Source organism: Pseudonocardia charpentierae (assembly GCF_031845345.1).
Classification (GTDB): domain Bacteria; phylum Actinomycetota; class Actinomycetes; order Mycobacteriales; family Pseudonocardiaceae; genus Pseudonocardia; species Pseudonocardia charpentierae.
On record NZ_JAVREJ010000049.1, the window covers coordinates 1 to 18,606 of the forward strand.

The 18,606-nt window shown below is 67.1% G+C and carries 15 protein-coding genes; 9 read left to right on the forward strand and 6 right to left on the reverse strand.

Translation table 11 applies throughout. From position 1 onward, the window contains the following. The 3 genes from RM445_RS30675 to RM445_RS30685 all read right to left on the reverse strand — a co-directional run. A partial coding sequence (locus RM445_RS30675) for a transposase (protein ID WP_311560369.1) occupies positions 1 to 291 on the reverse strand: 291 nt, incomplete at its 3' end. 63 nt (positions 292 to 354) lie between these two features. Beyond that, positions 355 to 1,353, reverse strand: coding sequence for an acetamidase/formamidase family protein (locus RM445_RS30680; protein ID WP_311560370.1), 999 nt, complete (start codon positions 1,351 to 1,353; stop codon positions 355 to 357). A 21-nt stretch (positions 1,354 to 1,374) separates the two neighbouring features. After that, a complete protein-coding gene (locus RM445_RS30685) occupies positions 1,375 to 2,016 on the reverse strand; it encodes a class I SAM-dependent methyltransferase (RefSeq protein ID WP_311560371.1) in 642 nt (213 codons plus the stop codon). Positions 2,017 to 2,135: 119 nt separating this feature from the next. On the opposite strand from RM445_RS30685, the gene RM445_RS30690 reads away from it, so the two are divergent. Then, complete coding sequence (locus RM445_RS30690) at positions 2,136 to 2,909, forward strand: YqjF family protein (RefSeq protein ID WP_311560372.1); 774 nt, start codon at positions 2,136 to 2,138, stop codon at positions 2,907 to 2,909. Here RM445_RS30690 and RM445_RS30695 read toward each other — a convergent pair. Then, positions 2,896 to 3,219 carry a hypothetical protein gene (locus tag RM445_RS30695; protein WP_397469444.1) on the reverse strand — a complete coding sequence of 108 codons (324 nt, stop codon included), beginning with the start codon at positions 3,217 to 3,219 and terminating at the stop codon, positions 2,896 to 2,898. The two genes, RM445_RS30690 and RM445_RS30695, sit on opposite strands and share 14 nt — an antisense overlap. A 116-nt stretch (positions 3,220 to 3,335) precedes the next feature. After that, entirely contained in the window at positions 3,336 to 4,292 is a 957-nt protein-coding gene (locus RM445_RS30700; protein ID WP_311560374.1) for a manganese catalase family protein, read from the reverse strand. Positions 4,293 to 4,528: 236 nt separating this feature from the next. Here RM445_RS30700 and RM445_RS30705 point away from each other — a divergent pair, with 236 nt between their 5' ends. The 8 genes from RM445_RS30705 to RM445_RS30740 all read left to right on the forward strand — a co-directional run bounded on the left by RM445_RS30705 (position 4,529) and on the right by RM445_RS30740 (position 13,222). After that, positions 4,529 to 5,221, forward strand: a complete 693-nt coding sequence (locus tag RM445_RS30705; protein ID WP_311560375.1) for a FadR/GntR family transcriptional regulator — start codon at positions 4,529 to 4,531, stop codon at positions 5,219 to 5,221. Between the two features lie 191 nt (positions 5,222 to 5,412). After that, a complete protein-coding gene (locus RM445_RS30710; protein ID WP_311560376.1) occupies positions 5,413 to 6,357 on the forward strand; it encodes a C-terminal binding protein in 945 nt (314 codons plus the stop codon). A 24-nt stretch (positions 6,358 to 6,381) separates the two neighbouring features. Continuing rightward, positions 6,382 to 7,806 (forward strand): aldehyde dehydrogenase family protein, encoded by a 1,425-nt coding sequence (locus RM445_RS30715; RefSeq protein ID WP_311560377.1) that lies wholly within the window; start codon positions 6,382 to 6,384, stop codon positions 7,804 to 7,806. Positions 7,807 to 7,831: 25 nt separating this feature from the next. Next, complete coding sequence (gene rpiA / locus RM445_RS30720) at positions 7,832 to 8,590, forward strand: ribose-5-phosphate isomerase RpiA (RefSeq protein ID WP_311560378.1); 759 nt, start codon at positions 7,832 to 7,834, stop codon at positions 8,588 to 8,590. A gap of 47 nt (positions 8,591 to 8,637) precedes the next feature. Beyond that, the gene (locus RM445_RS30725; RefSeq protein WP_311560379.1) at positions 8,638 to 10,200 is read left to right on the forward strand and encodes a xylulokinase; all 1,563 of its coding nucleotides are present in this window, start codon (positions 8,638 to 8,640) and stop codon (positions 10,198 to 10,200) included. An 8-nt stretch (positions 10,201 to 10,208) separates the two neighbouring features. After that, the gene (locus RM445_RS30730) at positions 10,209 to 10,964 is read left to right on the forward strand and encodes an SDR family NAD(P)-dependent oxidoreductase (RefSeq protein ID WP_311560380.1); all 756 of its coding nucleotides are present in this window, start codon (positions 10,209 to 10,211) and stop codon (positions 10,962 to 10,964) included. Between the two features lie 13 nt (positions 10,965 to 10,977). Further along, positions 10,978 to 11,883, forward strand: a complete 906-nt coding sequence (locus RM445_RS30735) for a dihydrodipicolinate synthase family protein (RefSeq protein WP_311560381.1) — start codon at positions 10,978 to 10,980, stop codon at positions 11,881 to 11,883. Positions 11,884 to 11,893: 10 nt separating this feature from the next. Further along, entirely contained in the window at positions 11,894 to 13,222 is a 1,329-nt protein-coding gene (locus RM445_RS30740) for an FGGY-family carbohydrate kinase (protein ID WP_311560382.1), read from the forward strand. A 331-nt stretch (positions 13,223 to 13,553) separates the two neighbouring features. Here RM445_RS30740 and RM445_RS30745 read toward each other — a convergent pair whose 3' ends face one another. After that, positions 13,554 to 14,066, reverse strand: a complete 513-nt coding sequence (locus RM445_RS30745; protein ID WP_311560383.1) for a type II toxin-antitoxin system VapC family toxin — start codon at positions 14,064 to 14,066, stop codon at positions 13,554 to 13,556. Positions 14,067 to 18,606: the final 4,540 nt, after the last annotated feature.

Sequence of the window (18,606 nt, forward strand, 5' to 3'; positions counted from 1 at the left end):
CACCGCCAGCCCGCACGCGGCCTTCCACCGCAGATCGAACGTGACCGCCTCGACCGCCTCGCTGTCCGACAGCCCGTGCAAGGTCTGCAACACGATCACCGAGGCGACCACGTCCGCCGGGATCGACGGACGACCCCGCCGACTCGGGAACAGATCGACGAACAACTCATCGGGGAACAACTCCCGCCGATGCCCGGCCAGGAACGCGAACACCCCACCCGCCGGCAACAGATGACCGGCCACCGACTCGACATCCAAGATCTCGCGCTGCGGATCAGCCCGTCCCTGCACCACCACATCGTCCCAACCACCCACAGCAGCCAGGGTTCGACACTCGGATTGTTCAGCGCCGTCCTAGAGGTCGCGGGCCAGCGCGCGCAGGTGCCGGTGCATGCCTCCGTACGCGTCCGTCGCAGGCAGGAACTGCTTCGGCACCTTCGTCACCGCGCTGTAGTTGACGTCGACCACGTTCGCGAGCGGGCTGAGGCTGATCTGCGTGAGCAGTTGGTACGCGTCGAGCGGGTCGAGCCCGTACAGCTCGCCGAGCCAGCCGACCATGCCGACCTGGCTTGCCCGCCACGCGTCCTCCAGCGGACGGGACGACCCGACCACCACGTAGTCGTCGTCGTGCTCCAGCCGCGGCCACTCCGGCGCCCCGCCCTTGATCAGCTCGACGACGAGCGTCACGTCCATCGCGCCCTCGACGGCCGTGCCGCAGCTCTCCCCCTCACCCTGGCGGTAGTGCCCGTCGCCGACGGAGAACAGCGCGCCCTCGACGTTCACGCCCAGGTAGACCGTGGTTCCGGGGCGCATCTCCGGGGTGTCCATGTTGCCGCCGAACTTGTCGGGCACCAGCGAGCTGCGCACCTCGCGGCCGGCCGGCGCGACCCCGACGGTGCCGAGCATGGGTGCCACGGGCAGCTCCAGGCGCAGGTCGCCCCGGCGGGCCTCGAACAGGAGGGTGTTCCGCACGCGGTCGAGCTGGTAGATCCAGGTCAGCTCGGGCAGCGGCTCCTGCAGCAGTGCGGTGCGGTCCGTGCCGGTGAGCGCACCGAAGAACGGGATGGTGGTCGACGCACCCCAGTCCCGGGCCGGGGTCAGGTCGACGAGGTGCAGCGCGAGCGTGTCGCCGGGCTCGGCCCCCTCGACGAAGAACGGGCCGGTCTGCGGGTTGACCTCGGCCATGTCGAGCACCTCGGACGGGCGGTCCGTCGGGCGGCGCAGGCGGCCGGAGAACGCGTCCTCCGTCCACAACCGCAGCACCGTTCCCGGTCTGATCCGATGCGTCGGCGCGACGCCGCCGAAGGTCCACGCGTACTGCCCGGGCTCCGGGCGGAACTCCACCTCGTCCACGTGGTGATCGTGGCGCACGCGTCAAGGTCCCCGCAGCTCGGCCAGCCGGTGGACGACGATCTCCGGCGAATCCGTGCCCACCGTGTCCACCCTCCCCCACCGGGTGCGGGCCGCCGTGAGGAACTCGGCGGTGAGCGGCCGTCGCGGGTCGGCGAGCCACACCTCGCCGGTGCCGTCGACCAGCCGCGGCAGCAGATCGAGCAGCTCCGCGACGTTGCGCTGCCCGTACAGCACGTCGGCGGCCAGGACGAGCCGCCACGGCGCCCGGTCGAGCAAGAGGCCCGGCGCACTCCACGCGCACACCGCGGTCTCCACGACGGCCCCGTTGCACTCGGCGTTGACGGCGGCGAACGCGACGGCGTCCGCCGAGCGGTCGGTGGCCAGTACCTGCGCGCCACGCAGTGCGGCGGCGACCGCCGGCAGGCCCAGGCCACACCCGAGCTCGACGACCGCGGCTCCCGACCAGTCGCGGGCCGACACGGCCCGAGCCAGCTCGATGCCGCTGGGCCAGGGCTCCGCCCAGTGCGCCGGGTACGCCTCGTCGCCCGACGGATCCTGTTCGGGCGGGAGCACGGAGCCGTCGCGCGGACGCACGAACGCGATCTGCCGATGCAGCACGTCGATCACGTCGCCGACGACGTCCAGCCGCGGGTCGGCGGTCACGGCCGCCGGCTCCGACCGCGCGCCCGCGAACGCTCCACGGCGTAGCGTTCAGTCGTGTCGATCAGCGAGCTCGTGGTGCACCGCACCGCCGTTCGGAGCAGGCACTGCCCGGAGTCGTCGTGACCGCCGAGCCGGTGAGCGTCGTGGCCCCGGCGCTGCCCCGCCCGCTGCTGCTCCGCCAGCGCTGGTGCGACCTCGCGTTCCTGCACTGGGCCGTCGACCCGGCCGTGGTCGCCGGGTTCTTCCCGCCCGGCGCCCGCCCCGACGTGCTCGACGGCCGCACCTACGTCGGGCTCGTCCCGTTCCGGATGATCGGCGCCGGGCCCGCGGTCGGCCCGGCCGTCCCGTGGGTCGGCACGTTCCTGGAGACGAACGTGCGGCTGTACTCGGTCGACGCGACCGGGCGCCGCGGCGTCGTCTTCCTCAGCCTGGACGCCGACCGGGCCGTGACGGTCGCCGCCGCCCGGAGTGCGTTCGGGTTGCCGTACCGCTGGTCCCGGATGCAGTTCTCCGCCGACGGCGACGAGCGGCGCTACACCACACAGCTGCGGCGTGGCGCCGTCTCGAGCCATATCGCGATCCGGGCAGGCGGCCCGGCCCCCGACGGCACCATCGAGCGGTTCCTCACCGCCCGCTGGGGCCTGCACGTCGCCCGGTTCGGCCGCACCTGGTACCTGCCCAACGCCCACCCGCCCTGGCCGCTGCGCACCGCCGAGGTGCTGGCTCTCGACGACGGCCTCGTCGCCGCGGCCGGGCTGGGTGGTCTCGCTCGACGTCCCCCGGATCACGTGATGTTCAGCGAGGGCGTGGCGGCGACCTTCGGGTCGCCGACGCCGGCGACCAGGCCACGAGCCGTCGGTGGCTCCTTCCCCGGCCGGCTCAGGAATCCGTGACGCGGCGGATGGCCAGCGGCGCCCCGGCGAGGTCCTCCTCGTTGCACAGCAGCTTGACCTCGTAATACGGGGAGCCGGTCCGGTCGTCGTAGTCCAGGTGCACCGCGATCACGTCGAGCGGCTCGCCCAGCCACTGCTGGGCCCGCCGGAGCCAGGCGGCGGAGCGCTCGAGAGCAGTGGGCAGATCGTCGTCACGGAACTGCACGGGCCGGTAGGGAACCTGCTGCACCTCGTCGGCCGGACCCTCGGGCCGAGGCAGGTCCATCGCCAGACCGGCATCGTCGAGATCCAGTTCCACCGTCTTGTCCATCACGTCGTCAAGAGTGTCCGGAGCAGGCGATCGAGGCAACTCACCGTGGTGCATGTGCGCCGGGGTGACACCAGGACGAGCCGGGTACGACCCGTCAGGGTCGCACCCGGCCGGCGTCACTTCTTCTTCGCGGCCACCAACGGGTCGTCGGCGTCCTTCAGCTCCAGCTCGGCCGTGGCCTGGACCAACGCGAGCAGCTCGGGATCGAGCCCGGGCCCGAACTCCTCCGGCCGCTCGACGGCGATGTCCATCGGGAAGCCCTCGGGCGCGGTCTGCGTGGTCAGCTCGCCGCCGTCCATCGACGCCGGTGCCGTACCGCGGTAGATCTTGCCGGCCTCGGACAGGTTGTCCGCGCTGAACGTGTACTGCTTGAGGTGCAGCCCCTGGTCGAGCAGCTTCTTGACCTCGGGGAACTGCTCCGCGTTCGTCTTCGGGATCGGCAGCGTCGCCCCCCAGTTGATGCCCAGGGACTCCAGCGCCTTCGCGTAGGCGTTCTCGTGTGCCTGGTCGCGCACGATCAGGTACGCGATGGTCGCGCGGGCCGTCTTGTTGTCGGTCATCTCGTAGATGCGGCACTTCTGGAGGCGCCCGGTCGACTCGAGCATGAGGTTGTAGAGCAGGTCGAGCACGAGGTTGCCGCTGTTGTAGACGTAGGAGCCCGACCACGGGTTCCCGGCGGCGTCGACCGGCAGCGCGCCCTGCGCGCCGACCAGGTAGTGGTGGATGTTGCTGTGGTCCAACGCGATCGACAGGGGGGTCGCCCCGCCCTTACCGGGCTCGTCGACCGGCTTGGTGGCCTTCCCCTTGTACTGCGGGGATCCGTCGAGCAGCCGGGAGATCGTCGTGGCGATCAGCTCGACGTGGGCGATCTCCTCGGTGCCCACGCCGTAGAGCAGGTCGCGGTAGGGCTTGCCTGTCGCCCCGCGGAAGTTGAACGCCTGGAACAGGTACTGCATCATCGTGCGCATCTCGCCGAACTGCCCGCCGAGGCCCTCCTGCAGCGCGTTGGCTGCGGCCGGATCCGGCTCGTCGGGGACGATCTCGTTGATCAGGCGCTGCACGTGCATGAACATGTCGACCTCGCTGTCCTGAGTGTCTACGGGGTCCGTAGATACCCGACGAGGTGAGGCGCACACCCGCGTGCGTGTGCCGACTGACTTCATCATACAAAGTTGCTCTGCGCCGTACGGCCGCCTTGAGCCTTCTACCTGCATGTTTCGTACTAGTCGAGGGAAAACTGAGTGGTACCGCCCACATCTCACGCGCCCGAACCCTTGACATCAGGGCCGATTGTCGTACATTTGCATCCATGGCCGGGGGCATCCGCACCAAGCAGCGCCTCTCGGACACCGTCGCGCAGGCACTTCAGGAGGACATCCTCGGCCTGACCACCGGGGACCGCCTCCCCACCGAAGCCGAGTTGGTCGAGAGGTTCGGCGTCAGCCGCACCGTCGTCCGGGAGGCGACGAGGCTCCTCGTCCAGCGCGGCTTGGCGATCGTCAGTCCAGGCCGCGGAATGACCGTGGCCGCCGTCGACGGGAGCGTCATCGCCGAGCAGTACGGGCTTCTCCTCCGCCTCGGCGGGGGCTCCTTCGAGGAGCTCATGGAGCTCCGCCTGGTCCTGGAGGTGGAGATGGCCGCGTTGGCCGCAGCCCGGCGAACCCCGGCTCAACTCGCCGAACTCAACCGACTCAACGAACGCCTGCAGGCCGCCGATCCGACCGGCAAGGAGTTCCTCGAAGCCGACCTCACGTTCCACGAGAGGATCGCGGAGGCCAGTGGCAATCCCTTCTTCCTGCTCATGATGCGCCCGGTGAACACGTTCCTGGCCGACACCTACAGCACCGGCGCGGGCTATCCGTCCGAGGCCGGGCACACCGTGCAGGAGCACCTCGAAATCGCCCGCGCGATCGAGGCGGGAAACCCGGCCCGTGCCCGGTTCGCTGCGGAGGACCACCTCCGCAGGATCGCGCGGCACCGTTCGCTCTTCACGAAGAAGTAACCGCGAGCAGTCCGACTCACCGAGCGAGAGCCCATCGTCCGACGGAGATCTGACGAGCTTCGTCGCGGCCTTCGGCGACCCGGGAATCCGCCGCAGCGGTGTCTGGGGCACGTCCCTGCCCGCATTCCTGAACATCGTCGCAGTCCGAGGGAGGCAACGTAGCCGTGTCCCATCCCGATTCTCGTTCCCGCATGGTCATCACGGATCACAACTTCGCCGGCGAGGACTTCGAGCGTGCCGCGGCCGAGCAGCTCGGCGCCGACTTCCAGGTGTACGACGTGGCCACCGAGGCCGACGCCGAGGCCGCGGTCCGGGACGCGGACATCGCCCTGGTCAACTTCGCGCCGATGACCGCGAAGGTGCTCGAGGCGATGAGCCCGGGTGCAGTGGTGATCCGCTACGGGATCGGCTACGACAACGTCGACCTGGACGCGGCCACCCGTCTCGGGATCCGGGTCTGCAACATCCCCGACTACGGGGCCGACACCGTCGCCGACCACACGGTGACCTGCGTGCTCACGCTGTTGCGGAAGATCCAGCATTTCGACCGGGCCATCCGGCGGGGCGAGTGGCCCTCCGCGCCCGAGCTCGCACCGATCCGCTCCATGGCGGAGACCACCGTCGGGCTCCTGGGAACGGGTCGCATCGGGCAGGCCGTGGCCCGCCGGTTGGCTCCCTTCGGGTTCGAGGTCATCGCGTACGACCCGTACGCCAAGCCCGACGACCTGGCGGACTCGCCGATCACCCTGGTCGAGCTGGACGAGCTGTTCCGCCGATCCCATGTGCTCTCGCTGCACGCACCGGCGACTCCGGAGACCACCGGGATCATCAATGCGCGGAATCTCGCCGCGATGCCGGCAGGCGCCCTTCTCGTCAACACCTCACGAGGAGCTCTCGTCGATCAAGACGCGCTCCTGGACGCGCTCGACAGCGGCCACCTGGCCGGAGCGGCCCTCGACGTCTTCCAGCCCGAACCGCTGCCCGTGGACCACCCGCTGCGCTCGCAGCCCAACACGGTTCTGACGCCCCACGCCGCGTTCTACTCGGAGAAGTCGATCCGGGATCTCCAGCGGCTCGCGGCCGAGGAAGCCGCCCGCGCGGGCCGCGGCGAGCCGCTCCGGTGCCCGATCAACTGAAGACCTTCGACAAAGGCAGACATCATGACGAAGACTCTCCACAACTACGTCGACGGGAAATGGGTTCCCGGCGAGTCCACCTTCGAGGCACGCAACCCCGCCGACGACCAGATCATCGCCGCTGTCCCCGACTCGAACGCGTCGGAGGTCGACGCCGCCGTGACCGCCGCACGTGCCGCGTTCGCGGAGTGGCGGTACGTCAACCCGACGGTCCGCGCACGGCACCTGCACGCGATCGGGGACCGTGTCAAAGCCCGTGAGCGCGAGCTGGCCGAGGCGATCACCGCGGAGATGGGCAAGACGATCGGCGAGGCGACCGGGGAGGTCGACAAGCTCGCCACGGCGTTCCACTTCTACGCCGAGGAGGCCACCCGGGTCCACGGCGAGGTGATCCCGAACGACACCGACGGCTTCACGAGCCTGGTCGTGCGCGAGCCGGTCGGCGTCGTCGGCGCGATCACGCCGTGGAACTACCCGCTGGAGCTCATCGGCTGGAAGCTGTGCGCGGCGGTCGCGGCAGGGTGCACCATCGTCGTCAAGCCGTCGCCGTACGCCTCGCTCTCCCCCGCCGTCCTGTTCTCCTGCATCGACGAGGCCGGGCTGCCGCCCGGCGTGGCGAACCTAGTGTCCGGTGACGACCCCGCCGGCCCCGCGCTGGCCGGCCACCCGGGGCTCGACAAGCTGGCGTTCACCGGTTCCACCGCGACCGGCGCGAAGATCGCCCAACGGGTCCCCGCGGCACGGCCGCTCACCATGGAGCTCGGCGGGTCCTGCCCGATGATCGTGACCGACCGTGCCGACATCGAGGCCGCTGCGGCAGGCGCAGCCCGGCGCGGGTTCCGCAACGCCGGCCAGATCTGCATCGCGATCAACCGGATCTACGTCCAGGCGTCGGTGTGCGACGAGTTCGTCGCCCGCCTCACCGAGCAGGTCGCGGCGCTCACCGTCGGCGACGGCATGGATACGGGCATCGATGTGGGAGCGATGGCCACCCGGGCCGGCTTGGAGGTCGTCGACCGGCACGTCCGCGACGCCGTCGAGCGCGGCGCGACGGTGGCCACCGGCGGGCACCGCGTGGACGAGCTGGCGCCGGGCAACTTCTACCAGCCGACGGTGCTCGCTGGCTGCACGCCCGAGATGCTCGTGATGCACGAGGAGAGCTTCGGACCGGTCGTCGGGATCATGCCGTTCGGCGAGCTGACCGACGCCGTCGAGCTGGCGAACGGCACCGAGGCCGGCCTCGCCGTCTACGTCTACACCCTCGACCTGCACGAGACACACGAGCTGGGCCGGCTGCTCGACTTCGGCAACGTCGCGGTGAACAACGTCGACGCCGGGATCATGAATGCGCCCTACGGGGGCCGCAAGGGCAGTGGGTTCGGGGTCGAGCACGGCAGGGCCGGGCTCGAGGGCTACCTGCAGTACAAGCACCTGCGCATCCGCTACTGAGCGAGCAGAAGAGGGGATCTCACTGATGAAGTACTCACCGGAAACCCCCCAGGACTCGGCCAAGTACGCCGTCGGCAGGGCCGCGGTCGAGCGCTACGCCCACGACGGCGCCCGGCTCGGGCTCGGCTCCGGAACCACCTCCGCGTGGATGGTCCGGGCCCTCGGCGAGAAGGTCGCCGAGGGACTCCAGGTCGTCGGAGTGCCGACCTCGACCTCGACCCGGGACCTCGCGCTGTCCCTCGACATCCCGCTCGTCGACATCAACGACCTCGACCGGCCGCTCGACGTCACCCTCGACGGGCCCGACGAGATCGACCACGACGGCGACATGATCAAGGGTGGCGGGGCCTGCCTGCTCTGGGAACGCATGGTCGCCGAGGCCTCGACCAAGATGGTCTGCATCGCGGACGACACCAAGCTGGTCGACCACCTCGGCCGGTTCCCGCTGCCGATCGAGGTCGTCCAGTACGGGTGGCAGGCCACCCGCCGGTCGGTGTCGGCCCTGCTTGCCGACCTCGGGTACGACGTCGAGATCATCCGACGCGTCCGGGACGGCGAGCCGGTCGTCACCGACAGCGGGAACTTCATCCTCGACGCGCACATGGGCGTCATCACCGACAAGGCGACGCTCGACACGAACCTGAACTGGATCGCCGGGGTCGTCGAGCACGGCCTGTTCACCGGCATCGCCCACGAGGTCCTCATGGCCTCGCCGTCGGGCGAGTCGCGCCTCATCGAACTGCCCCACCGCAACGCCGCACGGATCCCGGAGTGGCGCAAGTAGCGCAGTCCTCGACGAGTTCACGGTCAATGAGTTCAAGGGAGAATCCCATGACCACGTACCTGATGGGCATCGACGCCGGCACCACCGGCTGCAAGACGTGCATCTTCGATCTCGACGGGCACCTGATCGGCACCGACTACCGCGAGTACCCGTGCTACTACCCCCACCCGGGCTGGGTGGAGCAGTTGCCGGAGGACCTGACCCCCACCCTGTTCGACTGCGTCCGCGCCGCCATCCGTGACGCCGGCGTGCCCGCCGAGGAGATCAAGGCGCTCAGCGTCTCGACGCAGGGCTCGGTCTTCGGCGCACTGGACGAGGGCGGCAAGCTCTTGCGGCCGTTCATCGGCTGGCAGGACGTCCGGGGCGTGGACTACGTGGGCAGGATCCGCGACGGCGAGTACATCGACCCCGACCGCCTGTACCAGATCTCCGGCTACCCGATCTCCACGGTGCCGTGCCTCACCAAGTACCTCTGGTTCAAGGACAACGAGCCGGAGAACTTCGCCGCGACGGCGCGCATCTCCCATCATCAGGACTTCTTCCTGAAGGAGTTCGGCGCGGACGACTACTTCGTCAACGACACCGCCACCGCCTCCCGCACGGGCGTCTTCGACATCGACGCCGGTGAGTGGAGCCAGGAGATCGTCGACGCGCTCGGCCTGGACATCGCGATGTTCCCCCGGATCGTGAAGGCCGGCGAGGTCGCCGGGCGGGTGCCGCACGACGTCGCCGTCCGGACCGGCCTCGCCGAGGGCACGCTGCTGTGCGTCGGCGCGATGGACCAGAACTGCTCGACCCTGGGCGGCGGCCTGGTGCACGAAGGGACGGCCATCGCCGTCATCGGCACCTACGGCGCGACCTACGTGGTGTCCGAGGAGTCGCGGCGCGACCCCAACGGCACGCTGATCTTCAAGAACAACTCCGGCCCGGAGAACTACACGGTCGAGGCGGCCTCGATCGCCTCGGCGAGCTGCTACCGCTGGTTCCGGGACACGATCTGCTCCCTCGAGATGGCGATGGCGAAGGAGTTCGGCCCCGTCGGCAACGCCTATCTCCTGATCAACAAGATGATCAAGGCCGTGCCCCCGGGCTCGAACGGCCTCGTGTTCCTCCCGTACCTGCAGGGTGCCGGGAGCGGCCCGCGGGCGGATCCGTACGCGCGGGGCTGCTTCCTCGGTGTCACGCTCGGAACCACCAAGGCGGAGATGGCCCGGGCGGTCCTGGAAGGCATCACGCTGGAGATGCGCGACAACATCGAATCCATTCGCAAGGTCGGCATCGAGGTGAACGACATCCGCGCCGTGGGTGGTGCCACGAACTCACCGGTCTGGAACCAGATGCAGGCCGACATGTACAAGGTCCCCATCTCCGTGCTGGAGGTCGGCGAGACCGGCTGCCTCGGCGCCGCCCTGTACGCCGGAATCGGGCTGGGCGTGTACTCCTCGCTCGACGACGCGGTCGACCGCGCCATCCGGATCAAGGACGCGTACGAGCCGGACCCGGAGAACTACGACGCCTACGACAAGGCGTACGAACGCTTCGTCTCGGGCTACCAGTCGCTGGCGGACGGGGGCTTCTTCCGCACCCTCCATCAGCAGTCGGCACGCTGAGGGATCTCATGGATCTCGACGGGAGGGTCTGCGTCGTCACCGGCGCAGCGAGCGGCATCGGCGAGGAGATCGCGCGACAGTTCGGTGCGCGTGGTGCGGCCGTCGCCATCATCGACGTCAGGGCCGAGACGGCGGAACAGGTCGCCGAGCAGATCACCGAGAAGGGCCCGGGGTCGGCGGCCGGATTCTCCTGCGACCTGCGGTCGGTCCAGGAGATCGAAGCCGCGTTGGCAGCGATCAACGCCCGCTACGGGCGGCTCGACGTGGTCGTGAACGTGGCGGGCCTGGCGAACCGGACCCCCGTCGAGGACATCACGGAAGCGGAGTGGGATCTGCTCAACGACGTGAACCTCAAAGCGCCGTTCTTCGTGGCGCAGCAGGCGTACCGCGTGATGGTCACGCAGAGGTCGGGCAAGATCATCAACATCGCCTCGCACCGGGCGCACACGACCGACGGCAACCACCTGATCTACGCCGCCACCAAGGCGGGGCTGCAGGCCGTCACGCGCGACCTCGCGGTCGCCGGCGGCCGGTACGGCATCGAGGTCAACACCGTCAGCCCGGGATACGTGCTGACGCCGATGACCGAGCACAACCTCCAGAACGAGGAATGGCTCAGCCACATGACGTCGCGAATTCCCCTGGGACGCCTGCTGGAGATGCGCGAGGTGGCCAACGCCGTGCTCTTCCTCGCCGCACCCACGACCAGTGGCATCACCGGTCAGAACCTGCTGGTGGACGGCGGCTGGACAGTGCACGAATAGAAGGGACCAACTGGTGAACGACAAGCTCCGTGGGATCGTCGTTCCGGCGGTCACGCCGTTCGACGAGTCCGACGACCTTCGCCTCGACTGGTTCGAGCACAACCTCGAGCAGTGGAGCGGGACGGCCGTGCGCGGTGTCATGGTGCTCGGCACCAACGGCGAGTTCCGCTCGCTCAACGACGACGAGGCCCGTGCGGTGATCGCCCTGGCGGCACGGGCACACGGGGACAAGACGCTGATCGTCGGAGTCGGGCGCGAGTCGACGCGCACCACCGTCGACTTCATCGACAGCATCGGCGAGCACGCCGACGCCGTCGACTACGTCTCCGTCCTGCCGCCCCACTACTTCGCCAAGCAGATGACCGGCGACGTCCTCCTCGCTCATTACACGGAGGTGGCGGACCGCAGCCCGATCCCGGTCCTGCTCTACGTCGCGCCGGCCTACTCGAACGGGGTCGTCGTCCCGCCCGCCGTCGTCGCGAAGCTCGCCGACCACCCCAACATCGCGGGCATCAAGGACACCTCGACGGACAAGCTGACGGCGTACATGCTGGCGGCGGGCGGGCGCGACGACTTCTCGGTCCTCGCCGGCACGATGAACACCATCATGACGGGCCTGCAGTTCGGCAGCCCGGGCGGCGTGGTCTCCGCGGCCAACTTCTTCCCCGACGACTGCGCCGAGGTCGTGCAGCTGTTCTTCGACGGACGCACCGAGGAGGCCCTCGGCCGCTACGCGGAGCTGCATCGACTGATCGCAGTCACCGGCGGACGCCAGGGGGTCGCCAGCCTCAAGGCGTGCATGAACGAGCTGGGCTACCGGGCCGGCGTTCCCCGGCGCCCGGTGCCCGCCTTCGCGGACGGGGACCGCGACGACCTACGCGCCGCCCTGGTGGCGGCCGGCAAGCTCCACGGCTCGTGAGGAGTACGGCATGAACTTCCTGTCGATCGACTTCGGCACGTCGTCGGTCAAGATGGCGATCCTGGACGAGCACCTCGACGTCAAGCAGACGGCGACGGCCCCCTACCCCTACATCCTCCTGCCGGGCGAGAAGGTCGAGATCGCCCCCGAGGAGCTGTGGGCCGCATGCTACCGCGCCTGCAACGAGCTCGACCCCGCGCTGCGGGCGACGGTCGACGTCGTGTGCTACGACACCTTCTCCCCGTCCCCGGTCTTCGTGCGCGCCGACGGCTCGCTGGCCTACCCGAACATCATCACCCACATGGACCGGCGCAGCCGGGCGCAGTCCGACCACATCGACAAGGTGATCGGGAACGACCGCTACCGCGAGATCGCCGGCATCCTCCCCTTCGCGGGGGGCGCCGGGGCGATGACGTTCATCTGGTTCCGGCAGAACGCGCCGGAACACCTCGACGCCGCGGCCCGCATCGGTCACCTGCCGACCTATGTGCACCACCGGCTCACCGGCGAGTGGACCGTCGACCTCGTCAACGCCTCGATGTCGGGCCTCTACGAGACCACCACGCAGGGCGGCTGGTCCGACGAGCTCGTCGACGCCTTCGGGCTGGACCGCCGCCTGCTCGGCGAGATCCACGACCCCGGCGTCCTGCTCGGCACGCTGCGCGCCGAGGAGGCCACCCGCCTCGGCCTGCGTGCAGGAACCCCGGTCGCCGTCGGCACCAACGACATGGCCGCCGCGCAGAGCGGAGCGGGCAACGAGGAGGCGGGCTGCATCATGAACACCGCCGGCTCCAGCGACATGGTCAGCATTCTCACCGACAACCCGGTCACGAGCCCGCACTACTACCTCCGCAACGCAGCGCTGCCCGGCCTCTGGCAGATCTACGCCACCACCGCGGGCGGCTTCGCCCTCGACTGGTTCCGCGAGCAGTTCTGCCGGGACCTGACCACCGACGCGTTCTACGGCTCCTTCCTGGGCGACGCCCTCGAGGAGTGGAAGGACGACGGTGAGGTGCGCTTCGCCCCCTACCTGACCGGCGACCGGCAGAGTCTGGAGAAGAAGACGGGCTCCTGGACCGGGCTGACCCTGGCCGCGACCCGGGAGGAGATGCTGGCCGCGCTGCTGAAGAGCATGAACCGCGTCCTCGCAGCGACCCTGGCGCAAGCGGCGGAGGTCGTGGACCTCAAGACGGTCATCAAACTCACCGGCGGCATGTCCGACGCCCGGTTCGTCGCGCTCAAGGAGCGCGAGATCCCGGGGTTCCGCTTCGAGGTGGTGGACGACTGCTCGATCCGCGGCAACGTCGTCCTGGCCCGGCGGCACCTGGACGCGGCCTGACGAAGCCGGGCCCGCCAATCGTCGTCTTCGCAGAGATCGTGCACTCGTCGCCGGGGTGACAGCCCTTGCGAGGGAGACGCCCGCTCTGCGAGGAGATCGCAGGCCGTCGTCGCGGCGGGAGTGAGTGTGGCGACCGTCGTGTGTCTCGGCCTCCCCCCGGTCCTGCCGCTCGTACTCGGAGCCGTCCGACGACGGCGGCTGCCCCGACCGGCCGCGTCCTCGTCGTGGCGGTGGCCGTCGCCGGGCTGCTGCTCGTGAGCATCGCCGGCGGGGTGGACCGGACACCGGACTCGGTCGCGGGGATTGCGGCCGCGCTCACTGCCTGCGCGGCCTACGCGTTGACCACCGTGACAGCAGCACCGCTCTCCCTACTTCTCGACACGTTCACCCTGACCGTCGCCACCATCTGCGTGGTCGGTGCTGCTCTCGTCCCGGTCGGACTGGTGGCGGCCCACCTGCGGGGCGAGGCGATCACCACCTCCAGCGCCCTGTCCTGGTCGGAAGTGGCGACGATCCAGCGTGACGATCTCGTTGATCCGAGCCGCTCGGCCACCGCGACGACGGCCGCGTCAGTCGTGCCGAGCGGAAAGTCGGCGTAGATCTCGACCAACTCGGCTATCCGCTCGTAGTCGGCCAGCTCGAGATCGACGATCGTCAGGTTCTCCTGCACGATCGACCGCAGGAACGCGGCCTCGACCTTCGCGCCGCCCGCACGACCGAGCAGGTAGCCAACCTCGGCCACCACCGGCGCAGGGACGAGGATTGCGCGCCGGGCAAGATGCAGACCGGTGAAGAGATCCGTGCAGGCTCGGTTGTGCTGGTCGTCGCGATCGGCCGCTGCCACCAACGGACCCGTGTCGCAGACGATCACTTAGGAACGCCCGAAACCCTCGGCGAGCAGATCCTCTCATGGCTGGTCCCGAGATCCGACCGGCCGCTGGCGAACGACTCGAACCACGGCGGTGGCCACTCATCCGCCGGCACCGCCCCACTCTGCCGACGGGCCTCGGCGAGCACGGCCTGAACCCGGTCGTCCGGCAGCTGCTCGACCAACCGCCTCAGCTCGTCCCGCTCGGCACTCACGCCGCCAGCCTAGACCTGGCACCCTCGACTTCAGCGTCAGCTGCGCCTGGTGGTCACGAGACCGCGCCCACGTCCACGGATGCCGCAAAGCAGGGACGAACGACACCGCTCGGAGTGTGGTGCGGGAGACAAGCGCACATCGGCGCCACAAGCATCTGACGAGGCACGACATCGTGATGTTCGCGGAGGTCACAAGAGTGGAGCTGAGGGGACTCGAACCCCTGACCCTTTGACTGCCAGGCACTCTCCCGCCGCACCTGACCTCCGGCCTGGACGGCTTCGCCGCAGCCAGAGATCCAGCGAGGTCCGGTGGCGTCCAGCTTCCTGCGGCGCGGTTGTCGCTCAGATAGTCACTCACACATGCGACTGCCGGCGGCAACGCCCAGCTTCCGCGCGTGCACCTCTTCCGCTCGCTGCGCGGCGCGGCCGGTCAACACCTGTCGCTCAAGGCCTCTACAGGCCTCCGCTGGGCTGCGATCAACACCATCACCCGCCGCATCGCCCGCGGCGGCCCCGCAACCCGGCAACAACGGCGCACTTTCCCAACATTCAAATGATCTTCTCAAACACCTTCTCAGATTAGCCTCTTACTGGGTTGGTCACACGGCCCTCGAGCGGGCCCGACCCTAGGAGCCCAGCAATATGTCTAGTCATTATCGGGTCGATCCAGTAGTCAGAATGAGACTTGTAGGGACGAGTATCGTCTTCAAGTCGAGTATTTCTGATACCTAACGATACTGGCTCGCTGCAGCAGTCTTCGGTCGGTAGCGGTAAATTTGTGGAGATAGGATCAGTGTTTCGCCAAAAGTTGCGCCAGTCTACCAGGTTCGATCGGGCCTTACCGAGCAGCGCTGCATCGAACGTTGCAGCAAAGAACGTCCCGTATAGCGATGCTACGGGTGAGCCGCTTGTGACCAGATGAATATTGAGCGAACCGCGATCGTCAGCACACCTCGCGGCCAACCATGTACATATTACAGACCCTTGACTATGCCCGGACAGAACAACAGTCGGCGCGCCTGTTGCGCGAATTCGATTCCAAAGCGCCGTGACGACCTCTTCGCGATAGGAACGACCACACAACGGATGCCAGTGAACCGGCCAAAATCCAACAACGTCTGCGATTGTGCCGAATGCCATGCGGATTGATTCGGAGCGCCATCCTAGGACAAATAGTACCGGGGCAGCTAGAGCCGTTAGGCGCACGGTCGTAACAATTAGTGCGAATCCAATGCTGCTGGCGCTGTCTCGACTGACGATGATAGGCGTGACTAGTAATGTGAAAGCAATGAAGAGTCCGACAGTCAGCACAAGTGCGACCGGAAGGGCGACAGGAATCCTTAGCACCAGTATATGAATATACTTCGCCCGGTTTCCTCGAAGCAGGTCGGTCAAACTCGGCAACACACCCCTAACACCGAGCGAGTAGAGGACGGTGACCGCACCAAGAACGAGGCAAAGTAGCGCCGCTAATCCGTAAATGGGGACCGAGTCCAGGAGATACATCGGAACTTCACCCTCGTCGTACACAAGGAGCACTCGCTCGCACGGCGGAAGCGATGCGTCACTGTAGAACGCGGCTCCACACACAGCCCTATGTTCGAATGACGTCGGACGAAAGAAGACCTCGCCGATAAACTGCAGGATTCGATCAACGCCGAGGCGAAGAGCTGAACCAGCTGTGTGAAGCAGCAGAATTGCAACCATTAACGCGAAGAAGCATCCTGGCCCGCCCGCAAGTTGCGTCCGAAGTCCGGCCGCCTTCCTGGTGTCAGCGATAGCCCAACTGGCTATGGCGAACACAAACACACTAGCAGTGGTCACTATGATTACGATCGCTGGCAGATCCAAGGTACTGGTGAGGTAGCAAGAATCACCGGCTGGCGTGCACGAGTTGGGCAGGCCCGGGACAGGACGCTGGCCGGCAGGGCGAGCCAGAATGACAAAGCCGGTCCAGGCTACGACAGCTACCACGTTTGCGTAACCGAGACGTCGTGAGTATGGTGTCGTGAATCGATCGGCCATGCGTATTCGACTTATCATGCTGATCGACACGATGAGAGTTACCGCCACGAATGCGGCTTGCGTTACTCCCGCCGTGCTTTGCCACGGCAACTTCTTCACAATCGTCTCAGCGATAACTAGAGACCACGTGACGGCTGCAACGGACAGAACTACGCCTGCTATGGCAACTATCGCTTGAAAAGCGCGACGGCGAGCAAAGTCACTCGGGCCCATCTCGCCCGCTACGTTGACCAAGGTGAAGGGAAGCGCCAAATACCACAAGAACCCGGCGAATCGTCGTGACGTTCGAGACCAATTGATGAATCGGACGGTGTGAGCAGGCAGCTCAGGCGGGAGGTACTCGTCGACAGCCGAGGCGCTTTCGACGTTGACCGGCTGGGCGGATCCGAGAGCACTGTACGGCTTATGATCGCCGATGCCGTGCACTCGTACTTCTAGGCCAGCCAACCCAGACTCCTCCCGCAACGCGATCTTGATATCCGATGCTACAGGCGACTCCAGCCATCGTGGCTCAATTTCACGACTTTTGGGTACGAGACTGCAAATTCCGATTGATTGTACCGCTTTGTACTTGAGCTGCACACAATCGTCGTCAAATACAATTTAGGGCTTGACCCGCGGCGAATCGAGTACGCCGGGCACACGGAGGTGCGGCCGGGGCGGTTGTAACGGCGGGAGCGGTGTGGGCGAGTCACCATCTCACCGGGCGGCGTCTCCCCCTCCGACGCCGCCCGGGCCCATCATGCTGAACAGGCTGAGCGGCTGACCCGGACGTCTGCGGGGTAGCGACCTCTTTCGTGTCAAGCGGACACCTGCGCCGGTAGCATGCGGTGCACTGCTGAGACTGACTCAACCGGGGGATTCCTTCTTCAGTTAGGAATCTAAGAAGCGGGCTATCGCAGCCACTAGGCCAACGGCCACTAGCACTGCGCCACCGACCCAGAATACGACTTGGCTACCTTGGGTTGCAACAAGCGCAAGGCCTCCTACAAACGTGCAGCCCACCAAGACGTCTCGCAGTACTGGCGCACTTGCCCTGTCATTTTGCACTTCGCGGGTTAGTCTGCTGCTCTCCTTTTCGGTAGCACGGGGCATATTCTCCACGCTCCTTACGCGGCCTCTGCCCGACCAAGCGCACACGCCAACCGTCAGAAGCGCAGAAAAACCAACGACCGCAGGAATGGCAAGAAAAGTAAGCACGCCTATGCTGATCCAAATTGCCACGATGGCAGCGATGACACTTGCGACTGCGCCAAGCCACGCAAAAATACGAGTTGTGCCTGATACTACTGGATTGTTGGCCGAACTCGTGGGCTCATCTGGCTTCATAGATGTCAACTCCAGCTAGTACTGCCGCCAGCAAGTAAACCACGCCAACCGCATTTGCAACCAGCACCCACCCAGTTCCTCTCCATCCCCACGACTTAAGCTGCGCTCGTGGCGCGTAGGCATAGACTCGAAGGAAAAACGGGAACACGCTACAGCCGAGAGCTAGTGCAGTAAAACCCAGCCAGACATGTGATGGAATTGCTACTACGCCCTGACTCGCGGCCACGGCAACAGACCCGACAAGAGCCAAACAACCGGCGATTGTCCAATCTGACCAAAAAAGGGCGTCGTCAATCTTCAGTCCGTGATTCTTGCCCGGCAGGTTGGTGCGACTGATTCCCTTCATCGTCGTTTGTAAAAGCGCGGTCCCGAGTGCAATACTTAAAGTAATGACAAGTTCCAATAGCAAGAATTCGCTCCTGTTGAATTGGCGGCACGAAAGGGCACACAGGTACTCGCATGTTCGCGCAAAAACGTTACGTTCTGCACCGAGCCTGCACGCTGCCCGAGACTTTCGTCAATCCATAATCACCAAACTTCACGACCGACACAGGTGGCGACCCGCTAGGAGTTGCCCAACGCAATGTTCGAGTGGATCGAGGCCCTCTACAACTCGGCCGCCACTCCGGACTGGGCTATCTGTCCTGGTCGACTACGGACGAGCCCACACTGAGGCCACTTCCGCGGCCTAATACTCCAGCCGTAGATCGTTACGGTCGTCGCTGGGCTGCCTCCTGGCGGCTGTAGTGGCTGGTTCGGGCTCGGTGTTGATGACGTCGTCGCCAGGCTGACCAGGCTCGCGGGCAGGACGGCCGGCGGCGGGGTGTCACGACGAGGGCCAGGAGCAGGCGGCGGATCTCGCTGCAGGTCAAGGGGATCATCCCTGCGGGTGCGGGCTGGCCGGTCTGCTCGTTAGCTGCGATCACCACGAGCAGCGCGTGGGCGAT